The organism is Thioclava sp. PTB-PU3-1, assembly GCF_055666785.1.
Window position 1 is genome coordinate 79,957 of sequence record NZ_JBVNVL010000007.1, and the last position, 24,836, is coordinate 104,792.

The 24,836-nt window shown below is 64.2% G+C and carries 22 protein-coding genes and 1 tRNA gene; 19 read left to right on the forward strand and 4 right to left on the reverse strand.

The window, feature by feature from the left end; genetic code table 11:
• The first annotated feature begins 25 nt into the window (after window positions 1-25).
• The 14 genes from ACZ7GB_RS16895 to ACZ7GB_RS16960 all read left to right on the forward strand — a co-directional run bounded on the left by ACZ7GB_RS16895 (window position 26) and on the right by ACZ7GB_RS16960 (window position 15,780).
• On the forward strand, window positions 26-1,054 hold the full coding sequence (locus ACZ7GB_RS16895) for an ABC transporter permease (RefSeq protein ID WP_210402739.1): 1,029 nt from the start codon (window positions 26-28) through the stop codon (window positions 1,052-1,054).
• Complete coding sequence (locus ACZ7GB_RS16900; RefSeq protein WP_078522954.1) at window positions 1,041-2,108, forward strand: substrate-binding domain-containing protein; 1,068 nt, start codon at window positions 1,041-1,043, stop codon at window positions 2,106-2,108. The genes ACZ7GB_RS16895 and ACZ7GB_RS16900 overlap by 14 nt, the downstream gene beginning before the upstream one ends.
• 84 nt (window positions 2,109-2,192) lie before the next feature.
• On the forward strand, window positions 2,193-4,715 hold the full coding sequence (locus tag ACZ7GB_RS16905; protein ID WP_472159640.1) for an ATP-binding cassette domain-containing protein: 2,523 nt from the start codon (window positions 2,193-2,195) through the stop codon (window positions 4,713-4,715).
• A gap of 60 nt (window positions 4,716-4,775) precedes the next feature.
• Window positions 4,776-5,840: a maleylacetate reductase gene (locus ACZ7GB_RS16910; RefSeq protein WP_472159642.1), complete on the forward strand. Its 1,065-nt coding sequence runs from the start codon at window positions 4,776-4,778 to the stop codon at window positions 5,838-5,840.
• 14 nt (window positions 5,841-5,854) lie between these two features.
• The gene (locus tag ACZ7GB_RS16915) at window positions 5,855-6,712 is read left to right on the forward strand and encodes an intradiol ring-cleavage dioxygenase (RefSeq protein ID WP_078571712.1); all 858 of its coding nucleotides are present in this window, start codon (window positions 5,855-5,857) and stop codon (window positions 6,710-6,712) included.
• A 14-nt stretch (window positions 6,713-6,726) separates the two neighbouring features.
• A complete protein-coding gene (locus ACZ7GB_RS16920; RefSeq protein ID WP_347432156.1) occupies window positions 6,727-7,515 on the forward strand; it encodes a glucose 1-dehydrogenase in 789 nt (262 codons plus the stop codon).
• 23 nt (window positions 7,516-7,538) lie between these two features.
• The gene (locus ACZ7GB_RS16925) at window positions 7,539-8,591 is read left to right on the forward strand and encodes a ketopantoate reductase family protein (RefSeq protein WP_472159644.1); all 1,053 of its coding nucleotides are present in this window, start codon (window positions 7,539-7,541) and stop codon (window positions 8,589-8,591) included.
• Window positions 8,592-8,777: 186 nt separating this feature from the next.
• Window positions 8,778-9,464 (forward strand): GntR family transcriptional regulator, encoded by a 687-nt coding sequence (locus ACZ7GB_RS16930; RefSeq protein WP_078522949.1) that lies wholly within the window; start codon window positions 8,778-8,780, stop codon window positions 9,462-9,464.
• Between the two features lie 167 nt (window positions 9,465-9,631).
• The gene (gene dctP, locus ACZ7GB_RS16935) at window positions 9,632-10,624 is read left to right on the forward strand and encodes a TRAP transporter substrate-binding protein DctP (RefSeq protein ID WP_347432157.1); all 993 of its coding nucleotides are present in this window, start codon (window positions 9,632-9,634) and stop codon (window positions 10,622-10,624) included.
• A gap of 59 nt (window positions 10,625-10,683) precedes the next feature.
• A complete protein-coding gene (locus ACZ7GB_RS16940; protein WP_472159645.1) occupies window positions 10,684-11,217 on the forward strand; it encodes a TRAP transporter small permease in 534 nt (177 codons plus the stop codon).
• A complete protein-coding gene (locus ACZ7GB_RS16945; protein ID WP_078542689.1) occupies window positions 11,214-12,509 on the forward strand; it encodes a TRAP transporter large permease in 1,296 nt (431 codons plus the stop codon). The genes ACZ7GB_RS16940 and ACZ7GB_RS16945 overlap by 4 nt, the downstream gene beginning before the upstream one ends.
• A gap of 25 nt (window positions 12,510-12,534) precedes the next feature.
• A complete protein-coding gene (locus ACZ7GB_RS16950; RefSeq protein WP_078606167.1) occupies window positions 12,535-12,990 on the forward strand; it encodes a type II 3-dehydroquinate dehydratase in 456 nt (151 codons plus the stop codon).
• Window positions 12,990-13,871: a shikimate dehydrogenase family protein gene (locus ACZ7GB_RS16955; RefSeq protein ID WP_472159647.1), complete on the forward strand. Its 882-nt coding sequence runs from the start codon at window positions 12,990-12,992 to the stop codon at window positions 13,869-13,871. Before ACZ7GB_RS16950 ends, ACZ7GB_RS16955 begins: the two co-directional genes overlap by 1 nt.
• Window positions 13,872-13,884: 13 nt before the next feature.
• Complete coding sequence (locus tag ACZ7GB_RS16960) at window positions 13,885-15,780, forward strand: bifunctional sugar phosphate isomerase/epimerase/4-hydroxyphenylpyruvate dioxygenase family protein (RefSeq protein WP_472159648.1); 1,896 nt, start codon at window positions 13,885-13,887, stop codon at window positions 15,778-15,780.
• 197 nt (window positions 15,781-15,977) lie between these two features.
• Here the strand turns inward: ACZ7GB_RS16960 and ACZ7GB_RS16965 are convergent.
• The 3 genes from ACZ7GB_RS16965 to ACZ7GB_RS16975 form a co-directional block, all read right to left on the reverse strand.
• Window positions 15,978-16,051 (reverse strand) — tRNA-Gly (locus tag ACZ7GB_RS16965).
• A 153-nt stretch (window positions 16,052-16,204) separates the two neighbouring features.
• Window positions 16,205-16,765 carry a fasciclin domain-containing protein gene (locus tag ACZ7GB_RS16970; RefSeq protein WP_472159650.1) on the reverse strand — a complete coding sequence of 187 codons (561 nt, stop codon included), beginning with the start codon at window positions 16,763-16,765 and terminating at the stop codon, window positions 16,205-16,207.
• 168 nt (window positions 16,766-16,933) lie between these two features.
• Complete coding sequence (locus tag ACZ7GB_RS16975) at window positions 16,934-18,952, reverse strand: ASKHA domain-containing protein (RefSeq protein WP_472159651.1); 2,019 nt, start codon at window positions 18,950-18,952, stop codon at window positions 16,934-16,936.
• 158 nt (window positions 18,953-19,110) lie between these two features.
• Here ACZ7GB_RS16975 and ACZ7GB_RS16980 point away from each other — a divergent pair, with 158 nt between their 5' ends.
• The 5 genes from ACZ7GB_RS16980 (at window position 19,111) to ACZ7GB_RS17000 (ending at window position 23,722) form a co-directional block, all read left to right on the forward strand.
• The gene (locus ACZ7GB_RS16980; RefSeq protein ID WP_078522877.1) at window positions 19,111-19,926 is read left to right on the forward strand and encodes a TIGR00282 family metallophosphoesterase; all 816 of its coding nucleotides are present in this window, start codon (window positions 19,111-19,113) and stop codon (window positions 19,924-19,926) included.
• A gap of 133 nt (window positions 19,927-20,059) precedes the next feature.
• Window positions 20,060-21,838, forward strand: coding sequence for an SLC13 family permease (locus ACZ7GB_RS16985; protein ID WP_083078896.1), 1,779 nt, complete (start codon window positions 20,060-20,062; stop codon window positions 21,836-21,838).
• A 12-nt stretch (window positions 21,839-21,850) separates the two neighbouring features.
• Window positions 21,851-22,246 (forward strand): hypothetical protein, encoded by a 396-nt coding sequence (locus ACZ7GB_RS16990; protein ID WP_472159652.1) that lies wholly within the window; start codon window positions 21,851-21,853, stop codon window positions 22,244-22,246.
• A gap of 109 nt (window positions 22,247-22,355) precedes the next feature.
• A complete protein-coding gene (locus ACZ7GB_RS16995) occupies window positions 22,356-23,096 on the forward strand; it encodes a YebC/PmpR family DNA-binding transcriptional regulator (RefSeq protein WP_078522874.1) in 741 nt (246 codons plus the stop codon).
• A gap of 194 nt (window positions 23,097-23,290) precedes the next feature.
• Window positions 23,291-23,722 (forward strand): FKBP-type peptidyl-prolyl cis-trans isomerase, encoded by a 432-nt coding sequence (locus tag ACZ7GB_RS17000; RefSeq protein WP_078522873.1) that lies wholly within the window; start codon window positions 23,291-23,293, stop codon window positions 23,720-23,722.
• Window positions 23,723-23,772: 50 nt separating this feature from the next.
• Here ACZ7GB_RS17000 and ACZ7GB_RS17005 read toward each other — a convergent pair whose 3' ends face one another.
• Window positions 23,773-24,675, reverse strand: a complete 903-nt coding sequence (locus ACZ7GB_RS17005; protein ID WP_472159654.1) for a Stf0 family sulfotransferase — start codon at window positions 24,673-24,675, stop codon at window positions 23,773-23,775.
• Window positions 24,676-24,836 lie beyond the last annotated feature (161 nt).

Genomic DNA, 24,836 nt, shown 5'->3' on the forward strand with positions numbered 1-24,836 from the left:
GCGACGCGAGGGAGGAGGAGAAAACATGGCTGAGACGACGCCGCATAGCTTCGGAGGTTCGATGGGACTTTCTTCGATGTCCCTGTCGAAGGGCTTCGTCACCATCGTCGCCTCGACGCTGGCGCTCATCCTCCTTTGCATCATCTTCGCACCCTCGGCGGTCACCGCCGGGTCGCTGATGGGCAGCCTACCTTTCGCGGCGGTGCTTGGCATCGTCGGGCTCGGCCAGATGCTGGTGGTGCAGCAGGGCGGCTTCGATCTGTCGGTGCCGGGCTCGGTATCTCTCGCGGTGGTGATCGCGACCCACATGCCCAACGGTCAGGATGCGGGGCTTCTGCCCGCCCTGGTCATCGCGGTCGGCTTCGCGCTCGCCGCGGGGGTGCTCAACGGCATCATGGTCGCCTATTTCCGCCTGAACGCGATCGTCGCGACCATCGGGATGAACGCGCTTCTGTTCTCGGCGGTCTTCGCGATCTCGGGCGGCGTGCCGCGGATCACGACGAACCTTCTGGCCCATATCGCGGGCGGTCAGACCCTGGGGATTCCCCATTCGGTGCTGTTCGCCCTCGCCATTCTGGCCCTCGTGTCCTTCGGCCTGAAAAAGACGGTAGCTGGCCGTCGCTTCGAGGCGATCGGGGCCAACCCGAAGGCGGCCCGCGCGGCGGGGCTCAGCGTCAAACCCTATCAGGCGATGGCCTATGTGGCGGCGCAGATCCTTTACTGCACCGCGGGCATCCTGATCGCAGGCATCACCCGCGAACCCACGGCATTTCAGGGCAACAGCCTGCTTCTGCCCTCGGTCGCCGTCGTGGTGCTGGCAGGGACATCGCTTCTGGGAGGGCGCGGCTTTCCGATCTCGGTCGTCATCGCCGCCTTCTTTCTCAACCAGCTCAGTCAATTCGCTCTGTCGATCGGTGTGCCGTACTCGGCGCAGACCATCGTGCAGGCGCTCGCTCTTGTATTCGGCATCGGGGTCTACTCGATCGAATGGACGAACCGTTTCAAGAAAGAACAGACAAGTTCTACAGAGGAGGAGAACCATGAAACTGTCTAACCTGAAAGGATGCGCTGCCTATATGGCGCTGGGGCTTGGAATTGCCCTTTCGGCCTCGGCGGCCAGCGCAGAGGACGCACCCTCCTGGTGCGGCCCGAACAAAGCCTCGCTGGCGCTGCTCGACGGTTTCGGGGGCAATAGCTGGCGTCTGGTGACGACCGCTTCGGGCAAGGAGGAAGCGGCGAAATGCCCGAGCATCACCGACTACTACTATGCCGACGGTCAGGGTGACACGCAGAAGGCGATCTCTGACATCAACTCGATGGCGGCGCGCGGTGTCGACGCGATGGTCGTCTTCGGCGATGCGGGCCCGGCAATCCTGCCTGCACTGACCAAAGCCTACCGCTCCGGCGCGGTCGTCGTGCCCTACCGCGTGAATGTCGGCGGGGAAGCCGGCAAGAACTACACCCGCTTCGTCGGTGCCGATTTCGTCTATGACGGCGAAAGCTGGGGCAAGTGGATCAAGGAGAACTTCCCGGACGGCGCGAACATCCTGTTCCTGTCGGGCCCGGCGGGCAACAGCCAAGGGTTGGACGAGCTCAAGGGGATGAAGAACATCCTCGACGACAGCTACAAGTTCCTGAACCCGGACCCCTTCGCGGTCACCAACTGGGACCCGTCCCTGACGCAGCAGGTGCTGTCGGCCGCCATCGCGCAGCATGACAATATCGACGTCATCGTGTCCGACTTCGGCCCGTCGCTCGTGGGCGCGCTGCCGGTGTTCGCGAATTTCGACCGCTCGATCCCGGCGCTCGCGACGTCCGACGGCAACTCGCTCGGCTGCTTCTGGGAGAAGACCCACGCCGACAACCCCGATTTCAAGCTCTTCACGGTCGCGACCGGCAACGACAACGTTCGTCTCGCCGTGCAATGGGCGATCGCGGAAGCGACCGGTGGCACCCCGCCTTCGGAGGAAATCTTCAAGGCCCCGAACTTCGAGGACTCGACCGATGGGGATCCGAACCCCGTCCAGTGTCGCTCGGATCTGCCCGGCGCGATCTATCTCTCTGCTCAGCTTTCGGGTGACGAGCAGGCGAAGGCCGTCGGCCAGTAACCTCCCCTGTCTCCGGGCGGCGCGATCCGCCCGGAGATACCCGCGCCAACCCCTCAGATCGGCGGAACTAAACGGATGATAGCATTGGCTGAAATCGAACCGATGGAGAAGGCGGACGGGCTCCGCGAAACGTCAACGGGCACCCCCGTGATCCGCTTGCTCGGCGTGTCGAAATCCTTCGGGGCGGTCCGCGCCCTGAGCGACGTGAGCGTCGACATTCACGCGGGCGAAGTGCACGCGATCCTGGGTGAGAACGGGGCCGGGAAATCGACCCTGATGAACCTGATCACCGGCGTTCTGCAGCCCAGCACCGGCCGGATCGAATTCGATGGGCGGGACGTGATGCCGCTCTCGCCGGAAAGCTCGTCGGCGCTTGGCGTCGCGATCTCCTATCAGCACCCGGCGATCCTGCCCGACATGACGGTGCTCGAGAACCTGCAGGTCTCGCTGCCTGCCTCTGTCTTCCAGGGCGACCGCAAGGACCGCGTCGGCCAGCGTCTGCTGGAAGAGGTCGGCCTCGAGGTGCCGCTGAACGCGCGTGTCGATACCCTGACCATCGCGCAGAAACACCTGCTGGAATTGGCTAAGGCGCTCGCCGTCCAGCCGCGTGTGCTTATTTTGGATGAACCGACGGCCGCGCTTGATCAGGACGCGACGGATATGCTGTTCGCGAAGGTGCGGGCGCTGAAAGCCTCCGGCACCGCCGTCATCTACATCACCCACCGTCTGGCCGAGTTGCGTCAGATCGCGGACCGCGTGACCGTGTTGCGCGATGGCCGCCACCGGGGTAGCGCGCCTGCGAGCGAGATCAGCAATTCGCAACTTCTGGACCTGATCGTCGGGCGCCGTCTGGCCTCTGCCTTCCCGCCGAAATGCGCCGACGCCAATCCCCCGATTAACTTCGAGGTCGAAGGCCTCAGCGGGCGTAAATTCTCGGACGTGGCCTTCGCCTTCGGGCGCGGCCAGATCATCGGCGTTGCCGGTGTCGAGGGCAACGGCCAGTCCGATCTGATGCGCGCCTTGGTCGGCCTTCAGCCCTATCGCGGCGCGATCAAGCTCCACGGTCGCACCCTCTCGCCGAAAGAGCTGAAACACGCGGCGGCCTTCATGCCGTCGGATCGCCATACCGAAGGCCTCGCCGCGGATCTGACAATCCGGGAAAACGCGACCTTCGCCTCGCTCGACAAATATGCCTCGAGCGGCGTGCTGGATCGCGGCAAGGAAATGCAGAAGGTGCAGGAGGTGTTCTCGTCGTTGGCGGTGAAGGCCGCGGGCGTCGAGGCGAAGGTGTCCCAGCTTTCGGGCGGCAATCAACAGAAGATCGTGATGTCCCGCGCGCTTCTGTCGGAGCCGGGCTTCATCGTGGCCGACGAACCCACGCAGGGCGTCGATGTCGGCGCGCGTTTCGAGATCTACCGGATCCTGCGGGAAGTCTCGGACGCGGGCACCCCGGTGATCGTCAACTCCTCGGATGCGGCGGAACTGGAAGGGCTGTGCGACATCGTTCTGGTCATGTCGCGGGGACGTATCGTAGAGACCCTGCGCGGTGACGACATCACCGAGGCCCGCATCGTTGGGGCTGCGGTCGAGGCCGATACGCATGCCCATCACGTCGATGAAGAGCATCAAGCGAAAGAGGGCTTCGGCGCGAAGCTGCGCCATTTCGTGCAGACCGATAACGCGACCATCGTGCCGCTCGCGCTGGTGACGGTGCTGCTCGCGCTGTTCGTAAGCGCGCAGAACGAGAATTACCTGTCGTCCTTCAACGTCTCGAACATCCTGATCCTCGCGACCGCGCTCGGCTTCATCGCCTTGGGGCAGACCATCGCCCTGCTGATGGGCGGGATCGACCTCTCGGTCGGGCCGCTCGCCGGTTTCCTCGTCGTGATCGGGTCCTTCTTTATCAACGATGGCAGCCCGGCCACGACGATGGCGCTCGGTTTCGCGCTGATGTTCGGCGCGGCGATCGTCGTCGGCTTGATCAACGGCGTGCTGATCCGCTTCGCCAATTTCACGCCTATCGCAGCCACTTTGGCGATGTTCATCGGTTTGCAGGGCATGAGCTTCGTGCTGCGCGAAGGTCCGGGCGGCTACATCTCCTTCGACGTGATCGACACGCTCACCCGCAGCTTCGGCCCCGTGCCGGTCGCCTTCGTCGTGATGATTGCGATCGCCATCGCGATGGAGCTGGGCCTGCGTCGCAAGCGGGCGGGGTGGCAGCTTCGCGCGGTCGGCTCGCATGAGGAATCCGCACGTCGGATCGGTGTGCGCACGGACCGGACCTTCGTGCTCGGCTACATCGCCGTGTCGCTGCTGACCGCACTCGGGGCGATCATGCTGATGGCGCAGATCGGCGTCGGCGATCCAGCGCAGGGCGTGAACTACACGCTGGGCAGCATCACCGCGGTCGTGCTGGGCGGCACCAGCCTTCTCGGCGGGCGTGGCACCTTCATCGGCTCGCTGCTGGGCGCGGTGCTTCTGACCGAAGTGCTCAACGCCGTGTCCTTCCTCGGTCTGTCGCAGGCCTACCAATATGGCTTCCAAGGGGTACTGATCCTCGTGGCGGCGCTCATCTACACGACCGCGCGTCGGCGCCGCGAGGAGTAACCTCGCGGCCCACGCTGGCTCAATTCAACGCCTCGTCTGTGCGAGGCGCAGGGAGGAACCATGCCTGAAGCGTTCATCTACACATCCACTCCGGGGCGCATCGTCTTTGGCTCCGGGACCTTGGCGAAAGTCGCCGAGGAGGTGGAGAGACTGGGCTGCGCCCGCGCGCTGATCCTGTCGACGCCGTTCCAGAAAAACGACGCCGAGGCGCTTGCGAAAGACCTCGGGGAGATGGCGGCCGGAACCTTCACTGATGCCGCGATGCACACGCCGGTCGCCGTGACCGAGACCGCGCTCGAAGTCTATAATGAGACCAAGGCCGATTGCGTCGTGGCGCTCGGCGGTGGCTCGACCATCGGTCTGGGCAAGGCCATCGCCTGGCGCAACGACGCCCCGCAGGTGGTGATCGCGACGACCTATGCGGGCTCCGAGGTGACCGACATTCTCGGCCAGACAGAGAACGGGCAGAAGACGACCGTCCGTGATCCCAAGATCCGGCCGGAAACCGTGATCTACGATCCCGATCTGACGCTGGGCCTGCCGGTCGCGATGAGCGTTGCGAGCGGCCTCAATGCAATGGCTCATGCGGTCGAGGCGCTCTACGCGCCCGACGCGAACCCCGTCACCTCGCTGATGGCGGTCGAAGGGCTGCGTGCGCTGAAATCGGCGCTGCCGCGGATCGTCGAGACGCCGGAGGACCGCGAAGCCCGCGCCGATGCGCTCTACGGGTCGTGGCTCTGCGGCACCGTGCTGGGCGCGGTCGCCATGTCGCTGCATCACAAGCTTTGCCACACGCTCGGCGGCGGGTTCGACATGCCCCACGCGGAGACCCACGCGATCCTGCTGCCGCATACCGCCGCCTATAACGCCGGGGCCGCGTCTGCCGAACTGGCGCGCGCGACCGAGCTGTTCGGCGGCGATCTGGGCGGCGGACTCTACGACTTCGCGCGCTCCATCGGCGCCCCTCTCGCGCTGGCCGACTTTGGCCTCAAGGAAAGCGATCTGGCGCGCGCCGCCGATATGGCCGTCCAGAACCCCTACAAGAACCCGCGCGACGTCACGCGCGACGGCATTCTCGCCCTGCTGACCCGCGCCCATGCCGGTCAGCGGCCCATCACGACCTGATAGGAATGAATGACATGACCCAAGAGCCGAAGATCGCCTATTTCACCGAGGACGCCTCGGTCGAAACCGTCAACGCCCGGGTTTCGGAGAGCACCGATGCGCGCCTCCAGACCGTGATGGCGAGCCTCGTCCGTCACCTGCATGCCTTCGTCAAGGACGTCGAGCTGACCCAAGCCGAGTGGGATGTCGCGATCGATTTCCTCACCAAGACCGGCCAGATCTGCGACGAGAACCGGCAGGAGTTCATTCTGCTCTCCGACGTGCTTGGGGTCTCGATGCTGGTCGATGCGATCAACAATCGCCGCCCGACCGGGGCGACCGAGAACACCGTGCTCGGGCCGTTCCACGTCGATGGCGTGCCGGAATACGAGATGGGCGCGAACATCACACAAGCGGGCGGGCGCGAGACTTGCCGCTTCTATGGCACCGTCACCGATCTCGACGGCAAGCCGGTCGAAGGCGCGCGGATCGATGTCTGGTCGGACAGCGAAGACGGTTACTACGACGTCCAGCAGCCCGACATTCAGCCGCGCAACAACAATCGCGGCGTGTTCACCACGGGGCCGGACGGGCGCTACTGGTTCGAGGGCATCAAGCCGGTTTCCTACCCGATCCCCGATGACGGTCCGGTGGGCAAGATGCTGGGCAAGCTCGGGCGTCACCCGTATCGCCCGGCGCATATGCATTTCATCGTCAGCGCCGAGGGCTTCGATCCGGTGACGACCCATACTTTCGTGGCGGGCGACAAATACCTGACCTCGGATGCGGTGTTCGGCGTCAAGGAATCCCTGATCGCCGAGTTCACCCCGGTCGAGAATGGCGAGACGCTGTGGGAGTCCAATTACGACTTCGTGCTGCACCGGACTGAGTGAGCGGGGAGGCTATCATGTCGAACAGAGACGAGATGGGCGGCGTCGTCGTCACGGGGGCCGCGCGGGGCATCGGCTTCGAAATCGGCCGGCGCGCGGTGGCGACTGGATATGGCGTGGTGATCGCGGATCTCGATGCCGCGGCAGGCGAGGGGGCGGCTAAGGCCCTCACCGCAGAGGGCGGTCGAGCGATTTTCTGCAAGACCGACGTCACCGACCGGGCGGCGACCCGGGCCGCGATCGCCGCCTGCGAGGCGGAGTTCGGCTTTCTCCATGCCATCGTCAACAACGCAGGCTTCAACCGTCCGCAGCCGTTTCTCGAGACGACCGAAGAGAACTGGAACCAGATCATGACGGTCAACGGAATGGGCGTTCTGATCGGCATTCAGGAGGCCGCGAAGGCGATGATCGCGGGCAAGCGGAAAGGCAAGATCATCAACACCGCCTCGATGGCGGGCCGGGCGGGCTTTGGCGATTTCGCCCCCTATTGCGCGAGCAAAGCCGCGGTCATCAGCCTGACTCAGGCGGCTGCGCGCACGCTCGCGCCGCACGGAATCACCGCGAACGCCTTCGCTCCCGGCGTGGTGGAGACCGACCTCTGGACGGTGCTCGACAAGGATTTGATGGAAATGGGGGTGTCTTCCGAGCCGGGCGAGGCGCTGCGCAACTTCGCCGCCGGAATCCCGCTCGGTCGAACTTCGACGCCCGCCGATGTCGCAGGAACGGTGGCATTCCTGCTCTCGCCGGATTCCGACTACATGACCGGCCAATGCCTGCAGATCGACGGCGGGATGATCATGCAATGACCGCAACCGAGGAGACGCAATCCATGACCAAGCAAACCCCATTTCCCCGCATCGCCTTCATCGGAACCGGTGCGCAGGGTGCCTCCATCGCGGCGGATTTCACGCTCGCAGGTCTGGACGTCACCTTCATCGACCAATGGCCCGCCCATGTCGAAGCGATGCGGGCGAACGGCCTGACGGTCAATATGCCGACCCGCCAGCTGCACACGCCGGTCAAGGCGCTGCACCTGTGCGAGGTCGCCGAGATCAAGGAGCCCTTCGATCTCGTCTTCATGGTGGTGAAGGCCTACGACACTCGCTGGGCGGCGGAGATGATCAAGCCGGTTCTGGCAGAGGACGGCTTCGTCGTGGGGCTGCAGAACGGCATGACCCACGAGGCGATCGCCGATATCGTAGGCGCTCATCGCGCGATTGGCGCAGTGATCCAGATCGCGTCGAACATGTGGGAGCCGGGGATCACGACCCGCCAGAACGACACGGACGAAAGCTGGTTTGCGCTCGGGGCGCTCGATCCCGAGCAACAGCCGCGGGTGCACGACGTCGCCGATATCCTGCGCCATTCCGGCACCGTTCAGGTGGTGGACGATATCCGCTCGGCGAAATGGATGAAGCTGGTGGTGAATGCAGCCGAACTGATCCCCACGGCGATCATCGACACCGCGATGCGCGACAGTGTCCGCGACCCCGAGTTTCTCGAGGTGATGCGGCGCGCCGGCTATGAAGCAATGGAGGCAGCACTCGCTGACGGCGCCACCATCATGCCGATCATCGGGATGCCGCCGGTAATGAGTAACCACCCGGAACGCTATGTCGACGAGATCTTCGACGAGGTCGTTCGCACCTTCTCAAGGGACGACACGCTGACGACCTCGCTGCAGGATTGGCGCAAGGGCCGTCGCGCCGAGGTTGACGAGGTGAACGGGCTGGTGGTCGATTTCCTCGAGGCGCGCGGCAAGGCGGCGCCGATGAACCGCAAGGTCGTGGAAATGGCAAAGGAGATCGAGGCGGGCCAGCGCAGGCATCACCCCGACAACGCGCGCGAACTTGTAGCGCATTACCGGGGGCTGGCGCAGTAGGGACGTGTCTGCACAGCTCGTAAACCCTTCGGCTGCTTGCATGAGGCTGCGCCGTCGCCGGTGGTTTTTCGGTAGCAAAGGTTGTCGCACGTTCAGCGGATTGCGCCTGAATTCGGATAAATTGCTTGGATGATGCCTCGCGCAAGGCGATAAGCGGAAGGCAATGGCAATAGATCGACGCGCGACGTGAAGATACATAAGTTCGATATCAGTGGACATCCCGGGGAGACCGTCGGTGACATCACCCACCGGCGCCTGCGCGGCGACATCGTGCATGGGCGGTTCAAACCGGGGCAGAAGCTGAAGCTCGATCTGCTGCGCAAGAAATACGATATCAGCGTAACGACCCTGCGCGAATTGCTCAGTAGCCTGACGAATGAGGGGCTCGTCACCGCCGAGGGGCAGCGCGGCTTCGAGGTGGCACCGATCAGCAAGGCCGACCTGCGGGATCTGGCCGACCTGCGACTGCTGCTCGAGACCCACGCTCTTCGCCAGTCCATCGCGAATGGCGACATAGAGTGGGAAGCGGGCGTCGTGTCTTCGCATTACAAACTCGAAACGATCGAGCGCGAGCTGATCGCGGGCGGCGACGGGCCGGTGCAACCCTGGGTGCGTCACGACTGGGATTTCCACTTCGCGATGATCGCGGCATGCGACAGGCCGAACCTGATGCGCACGCATTCCTCGGTCTTCGATCGCTTCATGCGCTATCACATGATCATTCTGGAATTCCGCGGCGAGAAGGCGAAGGAAGATCACATTCGCCTGCGCGACCTGACCTTGGCCCGCGATGCGGATGCGGCCGTAGAGCTGCTGATCTCCCATGTCGAAAGCGGCGTCGACCACATTCTGGCGACCGGTCGCGTTCCCTGAACCCTTCACACGACGGCGTCTGACAGTGGGGCAGCGGGTGGAGAAGAACACCCGCTCGTGATTTTGCCCGTCAAAAATAAAAATGTATGATATTTTTAAAGTTGACATATGAAATTTGAGATGCCGAATTGAATGAGCCGCTTTCGATGCGGCGAAAGGGAGGAACTATGACCAAATTGACTCGCCGCAGCGTGCTGGCGACAGGGGCCGCTGGTGCAGCCGCGACCCTGATGGCAGGCACTGCATTCGCTCAAGATCGCCAACGGCTCCGCCTGTCTTCGGTGGTGTCGAATAACGACATTCGCGCCAAGGCCTTCGCCCGCATTTCCGAGGATGTCGCCAAGGATTTCGACCTGCAGGTCTACAACCAGTCGACGCTCGTGCCGCAGGGGGGTGAACTGACCTCGATCCAGCGCGGGACGCTGGAAATGGGCCTCGTCGCGCCGCAGAAGCTGGCCGATCAGGTGCCGGAATGGTCGATCCTGACTGCCGCTTACGTGCTGCGCGATGCGGCCCATATGAAAGCCGTCTTCGACAGCGACGTGGGCAAGCAGCTGAACGATCTCGCGGCGCAGGCTGGGCTCCATGTCCTCGCGCCGGTCTATTTCGGCGCGCGTCAGGTCAACCTGAAGCCCGAGAAGAAGATCAACACGCCCGAGGATCTGAAGGGAATGACCCTGCGCATGCCGGGCGGCGACGCGTGGCAGTTCCTTGGCGAGGCGATCGGCGCCAGCCCGACGCCGCTGGCCTATTCCGAGGTCTACACCGCGCTCCAGACCGGGGCGATCGACGGTCAGGACAACCCGCTGCCGAACGACTACAACATGAAGTTCTATGAGGTCACGAGCCAGATCGCCCTGACCAGCCACCTCGTCGGTTTCGACGTGCTTGGTATCTCCAAGAAGGTCTGGGACGATATGAGCGCCGATCAGCAAAAGCTGCTCAAGGACTCCGTGGACAAGGAAATCGCCGCCAGCACCGAGGAGCACCTCAAGCGCGAGCAGGAACTGGTGGACTTCTTCAAGGAACAGGGCCTCGAGGTCTACGAACCCGACCGCGCCGCCTTCCGGGACTACGCCCAGAAGAAGTATCTCGCCAGCGACTTCGCCAAGAGCTGGCCCGAGGGGATGCTCGAACAGATCAACGCGATCGAGGCCTGAACCCCGACAAGTTGAGGGCGGGGGCCATGCCGGCCTCTCGCCCCTCGAAAGGCAAACCGATGCAAAACACGAGCCGCCGCTGGCGGAACGTAGCGCGCCGTCTGGCCGACGCCGTTCCGGCGCTGCTTCTGGCCGCCATGTTCCTGGCCTTCATCGTCCAGGTCTTCATGCGCTATGTCCTGAACCACCCCGTCGGCTGGACGGTCGAGCTTTGCGTCATAGCGTGGCTCTGGGTCGTGCTGTGGGGGCAATCCGTCTCAGCGCGCGAAGAAGACGAGATCCGCTTCGACATCATCTACGGCGCGGTCCGGCCCAAGGTGCGCCGCGTGTTCCGCATCCTGTTCTCGATCTTCGTCGTCGGAATCTATGCGGCCTCGCTGCCGGATGTCCTGAGCTACATCTCCTTCATGAAGATCGAAAAGACGGCCTATATGAAGATCCCCTTCAGCTACGTCTTCTCCGTTTTCGCAATTTTCACGGCGGTCACGATCCTGCGCTACGGCTGGATTCTGATCAAAGAGCTGCGCGGCCAGGGCCCCGAAGATGACAACCCTGATCTGACGCATGTCGCGCGCAAGGATTTCTCCGAATGAGCTGGGAATTCACCCTCGCCGTGGCAGCCATCGTCGCCACTGCCATCGTCGGCCTGCCGATTGGGCATGCCATGCTGGGGGCCTCGATCCTCTATCTTCTGCTCGAACAACAGGACATGAGCATCGCCGCCGAGCAGGTTCTGCGCGGGCTCTACGGCTCCTACGTCCTGCTGGCGATCCCGCTGTTCATCTTTGCGGCTGACCTGATGAATATCGGCTCGCTCTCCGACCGGCTGCTGGATTTCTGCCGCGCGCTGGTGGGGCGCTTCCGGGGCGGGCTTGGCCATGTCAACGTCGTGTCGTCGCTGATCTTCTCGGGCATGTCTGGATCCGCCATCGCCGACGCGGTGGGGATCGGCAAGATCATCATCCAACTGATGACCAAGGACGGGAAATATCCGCCCGCCTATGCCGGGGCGATCACCGCCGCCGCCGCGATCATCGGCCCGATCATACCGCCCTCGATCCCGATGGTGCTCTACGCGCTCGTCTCCGACACCTCGATCGGCTACCTCTTTCTCGGCGGCGTGGGGCCCGGTCTGATCCTCGCGCTTCTGCTGATGGTGATGAACGCCATTCAGGCGAGACGCCACGATTTCCCGGTGGAAGTGCCCGTGCCGGTGCGCGAGATGCCCCGCATCACGCTGCGCGCCGTACCCGCATTGCTGATGCCGGTGATACTTCTGGTTGGCATCTATGGCGGCATCACCACGCCCACCGAGGCGGCCGCGCTCGCCGCGCTCTATGCCTTCCTGATCTCGACCTTCCTCTACCGCTCCGTCAGCCTGCGCGCGGCCTATGAGACCGTGTGCCAATCCGCGCGCTCTACAGCGAGCGTGGGTATCCTGATCGCAGGGGCGCTGGCTTTCAACTACGTGGTCACCGTCGAGCAGATCCCGAACGAGATCCGCGGCGCATTGGGTGACATGCAGCTCGACCGGGTCACCTTTCTGCTCTTGGTCAACGTGCTCCTGCTGGTTCTCGGATGCCTGCTGGAAGCCAATGCGATCCTGCTCGTAATCGTGCCGATCCTGCTGCCGACAGCCGTGTCGCTCGGTGTAGACCCGGTGCATTTCGGGGTGGTCGTCGTGGTCAACACGATGATCGGGCTCGCAACGCCGCCCTACGGGTTGCTGCTCTTCGTGGTCAGCGGGATCACCAAATCCCCGATCGGCCAGACGATCCGGCATCTCGTTCCCTTCCTCATCATCATGATCGTCGGACTCGCGATCATCACTTTCGTGCCGGGCACCGTGCTGTGGCTGCCCCGGCTTTACGGTTACGGCGGCTGACAGGCCGCAAATCAGGAGACCTCACATGGCCCAGAAAGACCTTCCGATCCTGGTCATCAATGGCCCCAACCTGAACCTGCTCGGCACGCGCCAGCCCGAGATCTACGGGCACGACACGCTCGAAGATGCGGAGCGGTTGAGCCGCAACGCAGCGGCCGCGGCGGGGATGGAAATCGACTTCCGCCAATCCAACCACGAGGGCGAAATCGTCGACTGGATCCAATGGGCCCGCACCAACGCCTGCGCCATCCTGATCAATCCGGCGGGCTTCACCTCGACCTCAATCGCGATCCTCGATTCCCTGCTGATCTTCGACGGGCCAATCTTCGAGGTTCACGTCTCGGCCCTGTTCCGGCGCGATGAATTCCGCCACCCGTCCTACGTCTCGAAAGCGGCGACGGCGAAGATAGAAGGCTTCGGCATCGCCGGTTACGGCTTCGCGATCACCCGGATCGCCCAACTCGTGAAAGGCGCCAAGTAATGCCTGCCCCCGAGAGCCCTTCCGAGGCGGCGTCGGACGATGCAGTCATCCGGCTGGGTCTGATCGGCGACAATATCGCCGTCTCGCAGGCCCCGCGCCTGCACCGGCTGGCAGGGCTGCAGAACGGACGGAAGGTGACCTATGACCGGCTTGTCCCGCGCGAGCTTGGTCAGGATCACGCGACGATCCTTGCCAACTGCGCCGCACAGGGTTATCGGGGGCTCAACATCACCTATCCCTACAAGGAGAAGGTGGCGGCGCTGGTCCGCATCTCCGACCCGATGGTGCGGCGCCTGGGCGCGGTGAATACCGTCCTCTTCGAACCCACCGGAGCCGAGGGCCACAACACCGATCACTCCGGCTTCATCTCCGCCTACCGCGCCGCGCGAGGGGGCACTCCGCCCGGAGCCACCCTGCTTATCGGCACCGGCGGCGTGGGGCGAGCCATCGCCTTCGCGCTGGTTGCGCTCGATGCCGCCGAGATCCGCCTTGCCGACCACGACATCGAGAAGGCCGAGGTTCTCGCGTCGGAACTCGAAGCGGCGAAACCGGGACTTCGCGTCACCGTGGGGCGGGACGCCGCCGAGATTTCCGAAGGCGCCGAGGGGCTCATCAACGCGACCCCGGTCGGCATGACCGGCCATCCGGGCTCGCCACTTGAGGCATCCGCAATCACCGGCGCATGGGCCTTCGACGCCGTCTACACGCCGGTCGAGACTGAATTCCTCGCTGTGGCACAGGCGGCGGGCCTGCAGGTCATCTCGGGTTACGAGCTGTTCATCTGGCAGGGCGTCGATGCCTGGAAGCTCTTCACGGGTCTCCCGCTCGACGTCGCCCGCTTGCGCAGCGACCTCGCGAAAACCGACCCGGCCACATCCTGAAAGGAGGCCTTCCATGAAAACCGCCATCGCCACTGTCTCGATCTCGGGAACGTTGCAGGAAAAGCTGGAGGCGATCTCCGCTGCGGGCTTCGACGGGATCGAGATTTTCGAACAGGATTTCATCGCCCATGACGGTGGGCCGCGCGAGGTCGGCCAGATGGTGCGCGATCACGGGCTGGAGATCTTCCTCTTCCAACCCTTCCGCGACTTCGAGGGTCTGCCGGAGCCATTACGCCACCGCGCTTTGAGACGCGCCGAGCATAAGTTCGAGCTCATGCGCGAGCTCGGCACCCGCGACATGCTGGTCTGTTCCTCGGTCCATCCCGAGGCGCTTGGCGGGATCGATCGCATGGCAGACGATTTCGCCGCCTTGGGCGAGCTTGCCGCAGGCTACGACGTCCGCGTCGGGTTCGAAGCGCTGGCATGGGGGCGCCATGTCTGGGACCACCGCGACGCGTGGGAAGTCGTGCGCCGGGCCGATCATCCTAATGTCGGCCTGATCCTCGACAGCTTCCATACGCTCGCCCGCAAGATCGACCCGGATACGATACGGCGGATCCCGGGAGACAAGATTTTCTACGTCCAGCTTGCCGATGCTCCGGCGATCGATATGGACCTGCTCTACTGGTCGCGCCACTTCCGCAACATGCCGGGCGAGGGCGACCTGGACGTCACAGGCTTCATGCGCGCCGTGATGGCCACCGGCTATGACGGACCGGCCAGCCTCGAGATTTTCAACGACCAGTTCCGCGGCGGCCCGACGCGAACCATCGCACGCGACGGCTATCGCTCACTGGTGGCGCTGATGGATGACGTCCGGCGCACCGAGCCCGGGCTGGAAGACAAGATCAGCGAGATTCCGGCGCGCGTCGCCGTGGACGGGGTCGAGTTCATCGAGTTCGCGGCGCAGGGCACGGAGGCGGAGGCGCTGAAGACGTTGCTCACGACTCTCGGCTTCCGCATGTCGGGGCGGCATCGCAACAAGATGCTGGAAGTCTGGCGTCAGGGCGATATCCGCATTCTTATCAATGCCGAGACAACGGGCTTCGCAGCGTCCACTTGGACCGCGCGCGGCACCAATGTTTGCGACATCGGCCTCAAGGTCGCGGATGCGGCCTCGACGGTCACGCGTGCGCGAGCGCTCGGCGCCAAGACCTTTTCGCAGCCCGTCGGGCCGGGGGAACTGGACATCCCGGCGATCCGTGGGCTTGGGGGCTCGGTGCTGCATTTCGTGGATGCCTCGAGCGGTCTCAGCGAAGTCTGGGACGTCGAGTTCGAGCCCGCAGAAGACATGTCGAACCGCGACGCTGGCCTGACCTCCATCGACCATGTGGCGCAGACGATGGAATATGACGAAATGCTCAGTTGGGCGCTGTTCTACACGACGCTGTTCGACATGCAGAAAGCCCCGATGGTCGACGTGATCGACCCGGACGGGCTCGTGCGCAGCCAAGCCATCGCATCGCGCGCGCGCCCCGATGGAAAGGGTCTGAAGGTTACGCTCAACGGAGCCGAGACCCATCGCACCCTCGCGGGCGATTTCCTGACGCATGGCTTCGGCGCTTCGGTGCAGCATGTGGCTCTGAGAACCGACGATATGCTCAAGACCGCCGCCGCGCTGGCCGATCTGGGCTTCGACCCGCTGCCGATGCCGGCCAACTACTATGCGGATCTCGAAGCGCGCTTCGACCTGTCGCCGGAATTTCTGGAGCGGCTGCGCGCGTCGAACATCCTCTATGACGAGGATGCGCATGGCGCCTTTCTTCAGCTTTACTCGCGGCCCTTCGCAGGGGGCATGTTCTTCGAAATCCTCGAAAGGCGGGGCGGCTACGAGGGGTTCGGTGCGGCCAACGCCCCGTTCCGGATCGCCGCGCAGAAGCGGTTTGGCCGCGTGAAGGGCATGCCCTAGGTCTGAGGGAGGGCGACTCGGTGAAATGTCCCCAGGTGTCTTGGTGACGGAAGCAGGGAGATGCCGAACTTGGCTTGCCGCTGATCCTCCATTCTCCCGCGTACTGTCCGTTTTCCCGTTTCGCAGCGAAATGGCGGCATGCTCAGTCTCTGGTGTGATTTTCACCAGAAATCAGTCTCTTACGATTTCGAGGGAGCTGGAGCGGGTAGCGGGAATCGAACCCGCGCGTTCAGCTTGGGAAGCTGACAGGCTACCATTACATCATACCCGCATGGTGCGAGCGCAGAGGTATTCCAGCCGAAAGCCACGGTCAAGAGGGATCGCGCGCGTCCTCGGGTGCGCTCACAAAAAAGCGCCCGGCGAGAAGGACCTCACCGGACGCCAGGCGCCGCGCGAAAAAAGGGAGACGAGGCGCGGGGTCGATTTACATCTTCGGCTGAAGCACAGTGTCGATCACGTGAACCATACCGTTCGACTGCTTCACATCAGCGGTCTGAACCGTCGCGACATCACCTTTCGGATCCTTCAGCATCACCATGCCATCCTTGACCATCGCGGTCAGGTTACAGCCGCCGAGCGTCTCGATCGTGGCCATGCCGTTGCCCCTCTGAACGGTCGCCATGATGTTCTCGGCGGTGATCACGCCCTTGGCGACGTGGCAGGTCAGGATATGCGTCAGCATTTCCTTGTTTTCCGGCTTCACCAGCGTGTCGACGGTGCCCGCGGGCAGCTTGTCGAAGGCCGCGTTGGTCGGTGCGAAGACGGTGAACGGGCCGGGGCCTGCCAGCGTGTCGACGAGGCCCGCCGCTTTCACCGCGGCGACCAGCGTGGTGAGGTTCGGAGCGGCCGAGGCGTTGGCTGCGATCGGCTTGCTCTCATACATTTTCGCGCCACCGACCATCGGGTTTGCCAGCGCGGGCAGGGCAAGGCCCAGCGTTGCAGCTGCGGTGAGCGATGCGGCGAGTGCGCGGAATTTCATGGACATAGGTTTTCCTTCCCTGTTGAGCGACGGTTGTTCCCGCCAAAGCACAAGGGTTACGGCGCGCCGGGGGCGAGCCGATCACTTATGTCCTATCACGAAACCGTGTGCAGCCTGATCCGGCCTGAAATCGGACGCTTCGCAGCGCCCCGAGGCGAGGCCCGCAGGCCCGCCTCAGCCGCGCCTGCGGCGCCTGCGTCCGCCATCCTCGCCCGATCCGCCGGTGTTGAAGCTGACCTCCGGAAGCGGTGCGATCTTGCGCAACTCGGGGAAGGGGGCGGTGGCGTGCGGCAGCGCGTTCGCGGCCACGAAATGCTCCTGGAAGCGCGGCTCGATCGCGGTCTCGACCTTGGTGATCTGATGCACCTGCGCCTCGATCTCGCGCCGCGCCTTCACCGAGCACAGCGCCATATGCGCCCCGGTGCCCGCCGCATTGCCCGCCGAGGTGACGTGACCCAGCGGCGCATCCGGGATCATCCCCAGCACCATCGCGTGTTTGGGCGAGATATGCGCACCGAACGCACCGGCCAGCACCACGCGGTCGACCGTGTCTACGCCCATCTCGTCCATCAGCAGACGCGCGCCCGCATAGAGCGCGGATTTCGCCAGCTGGATCGCGCGGATGTCGCCTTGGGTGACAGTGATGCGCGGGCCTTCCTCGCCGCCGTCATAGATCACGTATTCATGGGTACGCCCGTACGGCTCGCAGCGCGGCGTGCCGACCTGCTCGGCCGAGCCGATCAGCCCCGACGTGTCCACGATCCCGGCCATCCGCATCTCGGCCACGGCCTCGATGATGCCCGAGCCGCAGATGCCGGTGATCCGGGGCGTGCCGAATTCGGGATCGGTCGACCAGTGGTCATTGCCAATGATCTTGAAGCGCGGCTCCTTGGTCGCGGGGTCGATCTCGATGCGCTCGATGGCGCCCGGAGCGGCGCGCTGGCCGCTGGAGATCTGCGCGCCCTCGAAGGCGGGGCCGGTGGGTGAAGAACAGGCCAGAACCCGTTGTTTATTCCCAAGAAGTATCTCGGCATTGGTGCCGACATCGACGATCAGAGACAGGTCGTCGCGCTTCTGCGGGGCCTCCGACAGCGCAACCGCCGCCGCATCCGCGCCGACATGGCCCGCGATCAGCGGCAGGATGTAGGCCCGTGCGCCCGCGCTGGCCTCGATGCCGATCTCGCGTGCCGCGAATTCAAGGCTTTCCGAGGTTGCCAGCGCAAAGGGCGCCTGACCCAGCTCCACCGGATCGATCCCCAGCAGCAGGTGGTGCATGACCGGGTTACAGACCACGACCGCCTCGACGATCTCACCGGTCTCGACCTTCGCCTCGCCCGCCAGCTGCCGCGCAAGATCGCCCATCGCGTCACGCACCGCGTTGGTCATTTCCTGATCGCCGCCGGGGTTCATCATCACGTAGGAGACCCGGCTCATCAGGTCTTCGCCGAAGCGGATCTGCGGGTTCATCACGCCCGCGCTCGCCAGCACCCGCCCATCATCGAGCGCGACCAGATGCCCCGCGATGGTGGTCGAGCCGAGGTCGATCGCCAGCCCATATAGCGGCACCTCGCGCACGCCGGGGAAGATGCCGGTCACGCGCGGCCCGTCGCCCGCATCGTGGATCGCGACCGTGACTTTCCACTCGGCCTTGCGCAGCGCGGGCTGCAGCATCCGAAGCACATCAAGATCGGCGCGCACGCCCTTGATCTGCCATTGCTTTTCTAGCGCCTGCGAAAGCCGCTGAAGATCGCCCTCGGGGCGGTGCATATCCGGTTCCGCGACTTCGACATAGACGGGCCGCGTCGCCGGATCCATCTCCATCACGCGCTCGGAGGCTGCCTTGCGCACGACCTGTTTGTGGACCTGACTTTCGGGCGGCACGTCGATCACCACGTCGTCGAGGATCTCCGTCTGGCAGCCCAGACGCCGCCCCGGTTTCAGCCCGCGAATCCGGTCATAGCGTTCCTCGACCGCGTTGAGCGGGCTGACCGCGTCCGGCTCCACATGCAGGCCGAGTTTCGGGAAATCCCCGAAGGAGGGCGTGCATTGGCATTTCGAGCACACGCCGCGCCCGCCGCAGACGGAATCGAGATCGACCCCCAGCTTGCGCGCCGCCGCGAGCACTCTCGTGCCACGCGCCACGCGCCCCCGCTTTCCAGAGGGGGTAAAGATCACCTGCACGTCGTCGGCCATATCGCGCTCCCGTTTTCCTTGCCCCCGTTCTAGGGCCCAAGCGGGCCAGAGCAAAGCCCGCAACCGACGCGCGTGGATGAGAAATCGTCATCATCATCATGCAAGCGGTGTGCGCCGCCCATTGCTCTCCCCAGCGCCGCGTTCTATCTAATCGGGCCATGAAGATACTCTTTCTTGGCGATGTGATGGGCCGCGCGGGCCGCGCCGCGATCACCGAAACCCTGCCGAAACTTCGCGAGGAGTGGCGCCTCGATTTCGTCGTGGTCAATGGCGAGAACGCCTCGGGCGGCATGGGGCTGACCGGCGATCACGCGAAGCTTCTGCTGGATGCGGGCGCGGATGTCGTGACGCTCGGCGATCACGCCTTCGATCAGAAGGACATGCTGCGCTTCATCGAGAGCGAGCCGCGCATCATCCGCCCCGTGAACTACGCCAAGGAAGCGCCGGGCAAGGGCGCGCGGGTGTTCCAGGACCGGCGCGGGCGCAAGGTGCTGGTGGCGCAGGTGCTGGGCAACGTGTTCATGAAACGCGCCTTCGACGATCCCTTCTCGGCCATCGAGGCGGAACTGAAACGCTACCCGCTGGGCGGGGCGGTGCAGGCAGCCCTGGTGGATGTCCACTGCGAGGCGACGTCGGAGAAGATGGCGATGGGCCATTGGTGCGACGGGCGCGCGAGCGTCGTCGTGGGCACCCATACCCATGTGCCCACCGGCGATGCGCAGATTCTCGAGAAGGGCACGGCTTACCTCAGCGATGCGGGCATGTGCGGCGATTACGATTCCGTCATCGGCATGGCAAAGGCCGAACCGATGCGCCGTTTCGTGACCGGCATGGCGAAGGAACGCTTCTCGCCCGCCCGCGGTCCGGTGACGCTCTGCGGCTTTTATGTCGAGACCGACGACAAGACCGGGCGCGCCACCCGCTGCGAGGCAGTGCGCACCGGCGGCAGGCTCGCACAATCGGTGCCAATCTGAGCGTCGTTCGCGTCCCGAGTTGCCCGAACCTCATGCCGTTACGTGGAAATTTCCTCTGCCGCGGGCAGAGCGCGCTTGCTCGTGCAACACGTGTCGATAGTATCGGCCCGATGCGCTTACGCGAGAGCCTGACATGATCCAACTGCCCTTCACCGGCACCGAGACCGCCATCGCGGCCCTTCTCGTCGTGGGGTGGATGTTCGTCATGTTCGTCCGCGAGACATGGCCGCCGGAGGTCACCGCCATGGCGGGCGCGGCCCTGATGCTGATCTTCGGATTCGTGCCCTACGAGAACGCCGCCGCGATTCTGTCGAACCCCGCGCCCTGGACCATCGCCTTCATGTTCCTGATCGTCGGCGCCCTGGTTCGGACCGGTGCGCTCGACGCGATGACGCGCTATGCGGAATCGCGGATCGACCAAAACCCGAAGCTGACCGTGCTTTTGATGTTCGGGGTCACGATGTTCGCAAGCGCGGTGATGAACAACACGCCGGTCGTCGCGGTGATGATCCCGGTCTTCATTCAGGTCGCGCGCAAGCTGAACCTCTCGCCGTCGCGGCTCTTGATGCCGCTGAGCTATGTCACGGTGATGGGCGGCATGATCACATTGATCGGCACCTCGACCAACATTCTCGTCGATGGCGTCGTGCGGGGCCGGGGGATGGAGCCCTTCACGATCTTCGAGATCGCACCTCTGGGCTTCGCGATCTGTCTGGTCGGCGGGACGTTCCTCGCGATCTTCGCGCCGAAACTGATCCCCGAGCGGCAATCGCTCTCCTTCATGCTCGGCGACCGTCCGAAGATGAAATATTTCACCGAGGTCGCGATCCCGGAGGAAAGCGGGCTGATCGGCGAGTCGGTGCTGGAGACCGACACGTTCAAGCGCGAGGGCGTGCGGGTGATCGACGTGCTGCGCGGCGATGCGTCGCTGCGCCGCGATCTCGCCTCGGTCGAGCTGATGGCGGGCGACCGCGTGGTTCTGCGCTCCGAGATGGAAGAGCTTCTGGGGATGCAGAAGAACCGCGACCTGCGCATGGTCGACAAGCTGTCCTCGGTGCAGACCGAGACGGTGGAGGTGCTGATCTCGCCCGGCTGCAGGATGATCGGGCAGCGTCTGGGCGATATGCGCCTGCGCCGCCGCTACGGCGTCTACACGCTGGCCGCGCACCGCCGGAACCAGAATATCGGCCGCCAGCTCGACGATCTGATCGTGGTGGTGGGCGATACGCTGCTGCTCGAAGGCGCCCCCGAGGATATCGCGCGTCTGGCCTCTGACATGGACCTCGTGGACGTGTCCAAACCGCAGGCACGCGCCTATCGCCGCTCGCATCTGCCGCTTGCCATGGGCGCGCTCGGCGCGGTGGTGATCTTCGCAGCGCTTGGCGTGGCCCCGATCCTCGCGCTGGCGATGGTGGCGGTGGCGGGCATCCTCGTGACCCGCTGCATCGACACCGACGAGGCCTTCACCTTCATCGAGGGCCGCCTGCTTGCGCTGATCTTCGCGATGCTCGTGGTCGGCGCGGGGCTGGAGCATTCCGGCGCGGTCCAGCTGATCGTCTCGGGCGTGGCGCCCTTCCTGAAGATGCTGCCGCCGCAACTCGCGCTGATCGTGGTCTATTTCCTCGGTCTCGTTATGACCGAGTTGCTGTCGAATAACGCGGTCGCGGTGATCTACACCCCGATCGCGATCTCGCTGGCTGCTGCCCTCGGGCTCGATCCGCGGCCCTTCGCGGTGGCGGTGATGTTCTCGGCCTCGGTGGCCTTCGCGACGCCGATCGGGTATCAGACTCACATGATGATCTATGGCCCCGGTGGCTATAAGTTCACCGATTTCCTGCGCGTCGGCATCCCGATGGATATCGTGACCGGGTTGACCGCCTGCCTGCTGATCCCGCTGATCTGGCCCTTCTGAGGAGGTTCCCCCATGCGCTTTGCCGCCCGTCTCGCCGCCCTGTCGCTTCTCGCACCGCTCGCGCTCGCCGCCTGCGTGCCGGGGCAGGGCACCCGCGCGCCCTCCTGGCCCGACCGGGTGACCTTTCAGGGCACCGTGATGCGTGTCTCCTTCATTGACGGCACGGTCTGCCGCGCCAATATCTCGGGCCAGTATACCGGCGATCTGGCCGGGTGCCCGCATCCGATGCGCTATCAGGTGACCCGGTTCGAGCCGAGCTATCTCGGCGGCGTCGGGGTCGGCAATATCTTCCAGCCCTATGCCGAGGTCACGCTGAAGGACGCGCAAGGCCGCCGCTGGAACTTCAAGACGCCCGAGCCGATCCCCTCGCGCAGCCAGCCCGACGGGGTCCTCAAGCTGCCGCATTGATCGGCAATGGCGGGCGCCCGGCACCGCCCGCCACCCATCTATCTTGAATCATCCCCCCGTTGCGCACTATACGGGGTCGATTTCGCGACTATTCCGAACGGAGATACCCATGGCAGGCCACTCAAAATGGGCCAACATCCAGCACCGCAAGGGCAAGCAGGATGCGGCGCGCTCGAAGATGTTTTCCAAGCTCTCGAAGGAGATCACGGTCGCCGCCAAGATGGGCGACCCCGATCCCGAGAAGAACCCGCGCCTGCGCCTCGCCGTGAAAGCGGCCAAGTCCCAGTCGATGCCGAAAGACGTGATCGACCGCGCGATCAAGAAATCGCAAGCGGGCGACGGCGATGACTATACCGAGATCCGCTACGAGGGCTACGGCCCCGAGGGCATCGCGGTGATCGTCGAAGCGATGACCGACAACCTCAACCGCACCGCGTCGAACGTGCGCTCCACCTTCACCAAGAACGGCGGCAATCTGGGCACCACCGGTTCGGTGTCCTTCATGTTCGACCGGATGGGCGAGATCATCTATCCCGCCTCCGTGGGCGATGCCGAGACCGTGCTGATGGCCGCGATCGAGGCTGGCGCCGAAGACGTCGAGAGCGACGACGAAGGCCACTGGATCTATTGCACGATGGAAGACCTCTCGGATGTCTCCGACGCGCTGGAGAAGGAACTGGGTGAGGCCGAGGAAGCCAAGCTGATCTGGAAGCCCCAGAACCGCACCGAGGTCGACCTCGAGACCGCCCAGAAGCTGATGAAGCTGATCGACACGCTCGAAGACGATGACGACGTGCAATCCGTCACCGCCAATTTCGACGTGCCCGAAGAGGTCGCAGCGCAGCTGTAAGGCCCAATGCCCTGAAAATCGTCAAAAGCGCCCTCCGGGGCGCTTTTTGCGTCTCGAACGGCCTCAAACCGCCCGATTTCCCGTCCCCCGGTTTACATTCCGGGTCAGAACCCCCAGTTTGTCGCGTGACGCTCCGAGCACCCGCGTAACCCCGTGGCCTCGGCAAATTCATCTCCCCGCGAAAGGATATCACCATGACCCAGGCAAAGGCTGGCGACACCCTGCATCTTCATTACACCGGCAAGCTCGATGACGGCTCCGTCTTCGATAGCTCGGAAGGCCGTGACCCGCTGTCCTTCACGCTCGGTTCGGGCCAGATCATCCCCGGCCTCGACAAGGGCGTGACCGGCATGGAAGAGGGCGAAAAGCGCACCGTGCGCGTCGAGCCCGCAGAGGCCTATGGCGAGCATCACCCCGAGCGCATGCAGTCGGTCGACCGCGCGAACATCCCCGACGACATCCCGACCGAGCCGGGCACCCAGCTTCAGGTTCAGACCCAGGACGGTCAGACCGTGAACGTGACCGTCGCCGAGGCGAACGAGAAAGAACTCGTCCTCGACGCGAACCACCCGCTCGCCGGCAAGGCGCTGACCTTCGACGTGGAACTCGTCAAGATCGACGCGTAAGTCTGCGTTTGCTTCTAGAACTTGAAAAGGCGCCCTCGTGGCGCCTTTTTTCATGCGCGCGAGCGTGCGCCGCGTCGCAGGAGCCTGCTCAGGCCGCCAGTTCGTTTCGCGCTGCGGGGGCCGTGACCTTCCTGCGCATTGCGGGCCCGGCACAGCGCGAGCAGGTCCGCATCGTTGCTCTCCGGATCGGCCCCCAGATAGGCGGCAAGTTTCGTCCGCAGAACGGTGAGATCCGCGGTCTTGGTCACCTTCGTGTGGTCCGTGCGCAGGGGCATGTCGAAATTACCCCAGCCGAAAAAATGCCAGATGGCCTGAAACTGCCGCTCCGGGTCTTCGGTCAGGTCTTCATAGGTGACGTCGCAAACGGGCTGGTCGAGTTGCGCAAGAACCGCATCGAGATGGGCTTCGTCCTGATCGATCCGAAAGATTTCGTGGGCAAGGTCCGCCCCGGTGATCTCGTCGACCGGATCGCCGCTGCCGGCTTTGTGGTTCGGCGTGCGTTGCGCCTCTCCGGCTTTCACATGGGCGACGCCGCTCTTTCGATGCACGAGACGCGAGATCGCCTGCGCGACGCGGTCGCTGCGAGAGATGCGCAGATAGGCGCTCGATCCGAAGATTTTTGCATAGGCGTCGATGAACTGTGCGTGAGCCGCCACCGGCTCCAAAGCCTCATAGGCCGGTTTGCCGAAAAAGGCTTCCGCGATCGGAGCAAGCTGGTTCGACATCACGTTGATCGCCGAGGTTCCGTTTTCGCCACGCCCCATTTCAGCCGCGGCGAAGAAATCCGCAGGCGTGATCTCATTGCGGGGTTTGCTGCGCATCATAAGCAGGAAAAATTCGCCCGCTTTTCCCAAACCCGCGCGTTGCAGATAGTCGCAAAGCAGCGAACTGCCGGTCCTCTGGGTGGAAAAGACGAGCAGGCAAGCCGGTCTGTAGCTATCGTTGGGCGCCATTACTCACCTTTTTGTCCCGGGGCGTTTTCGCACCTGTATCATGGACGGTCTCGAGGCGCACGACCAGCCCGGTCCAGCGGGTTCGGCTTTCCGGCGTGCGATAGGGAACCAAACCCTCGGCGCCCCCCTTTCCCCACCGACGTGTCTCTGTTACGCGGCGC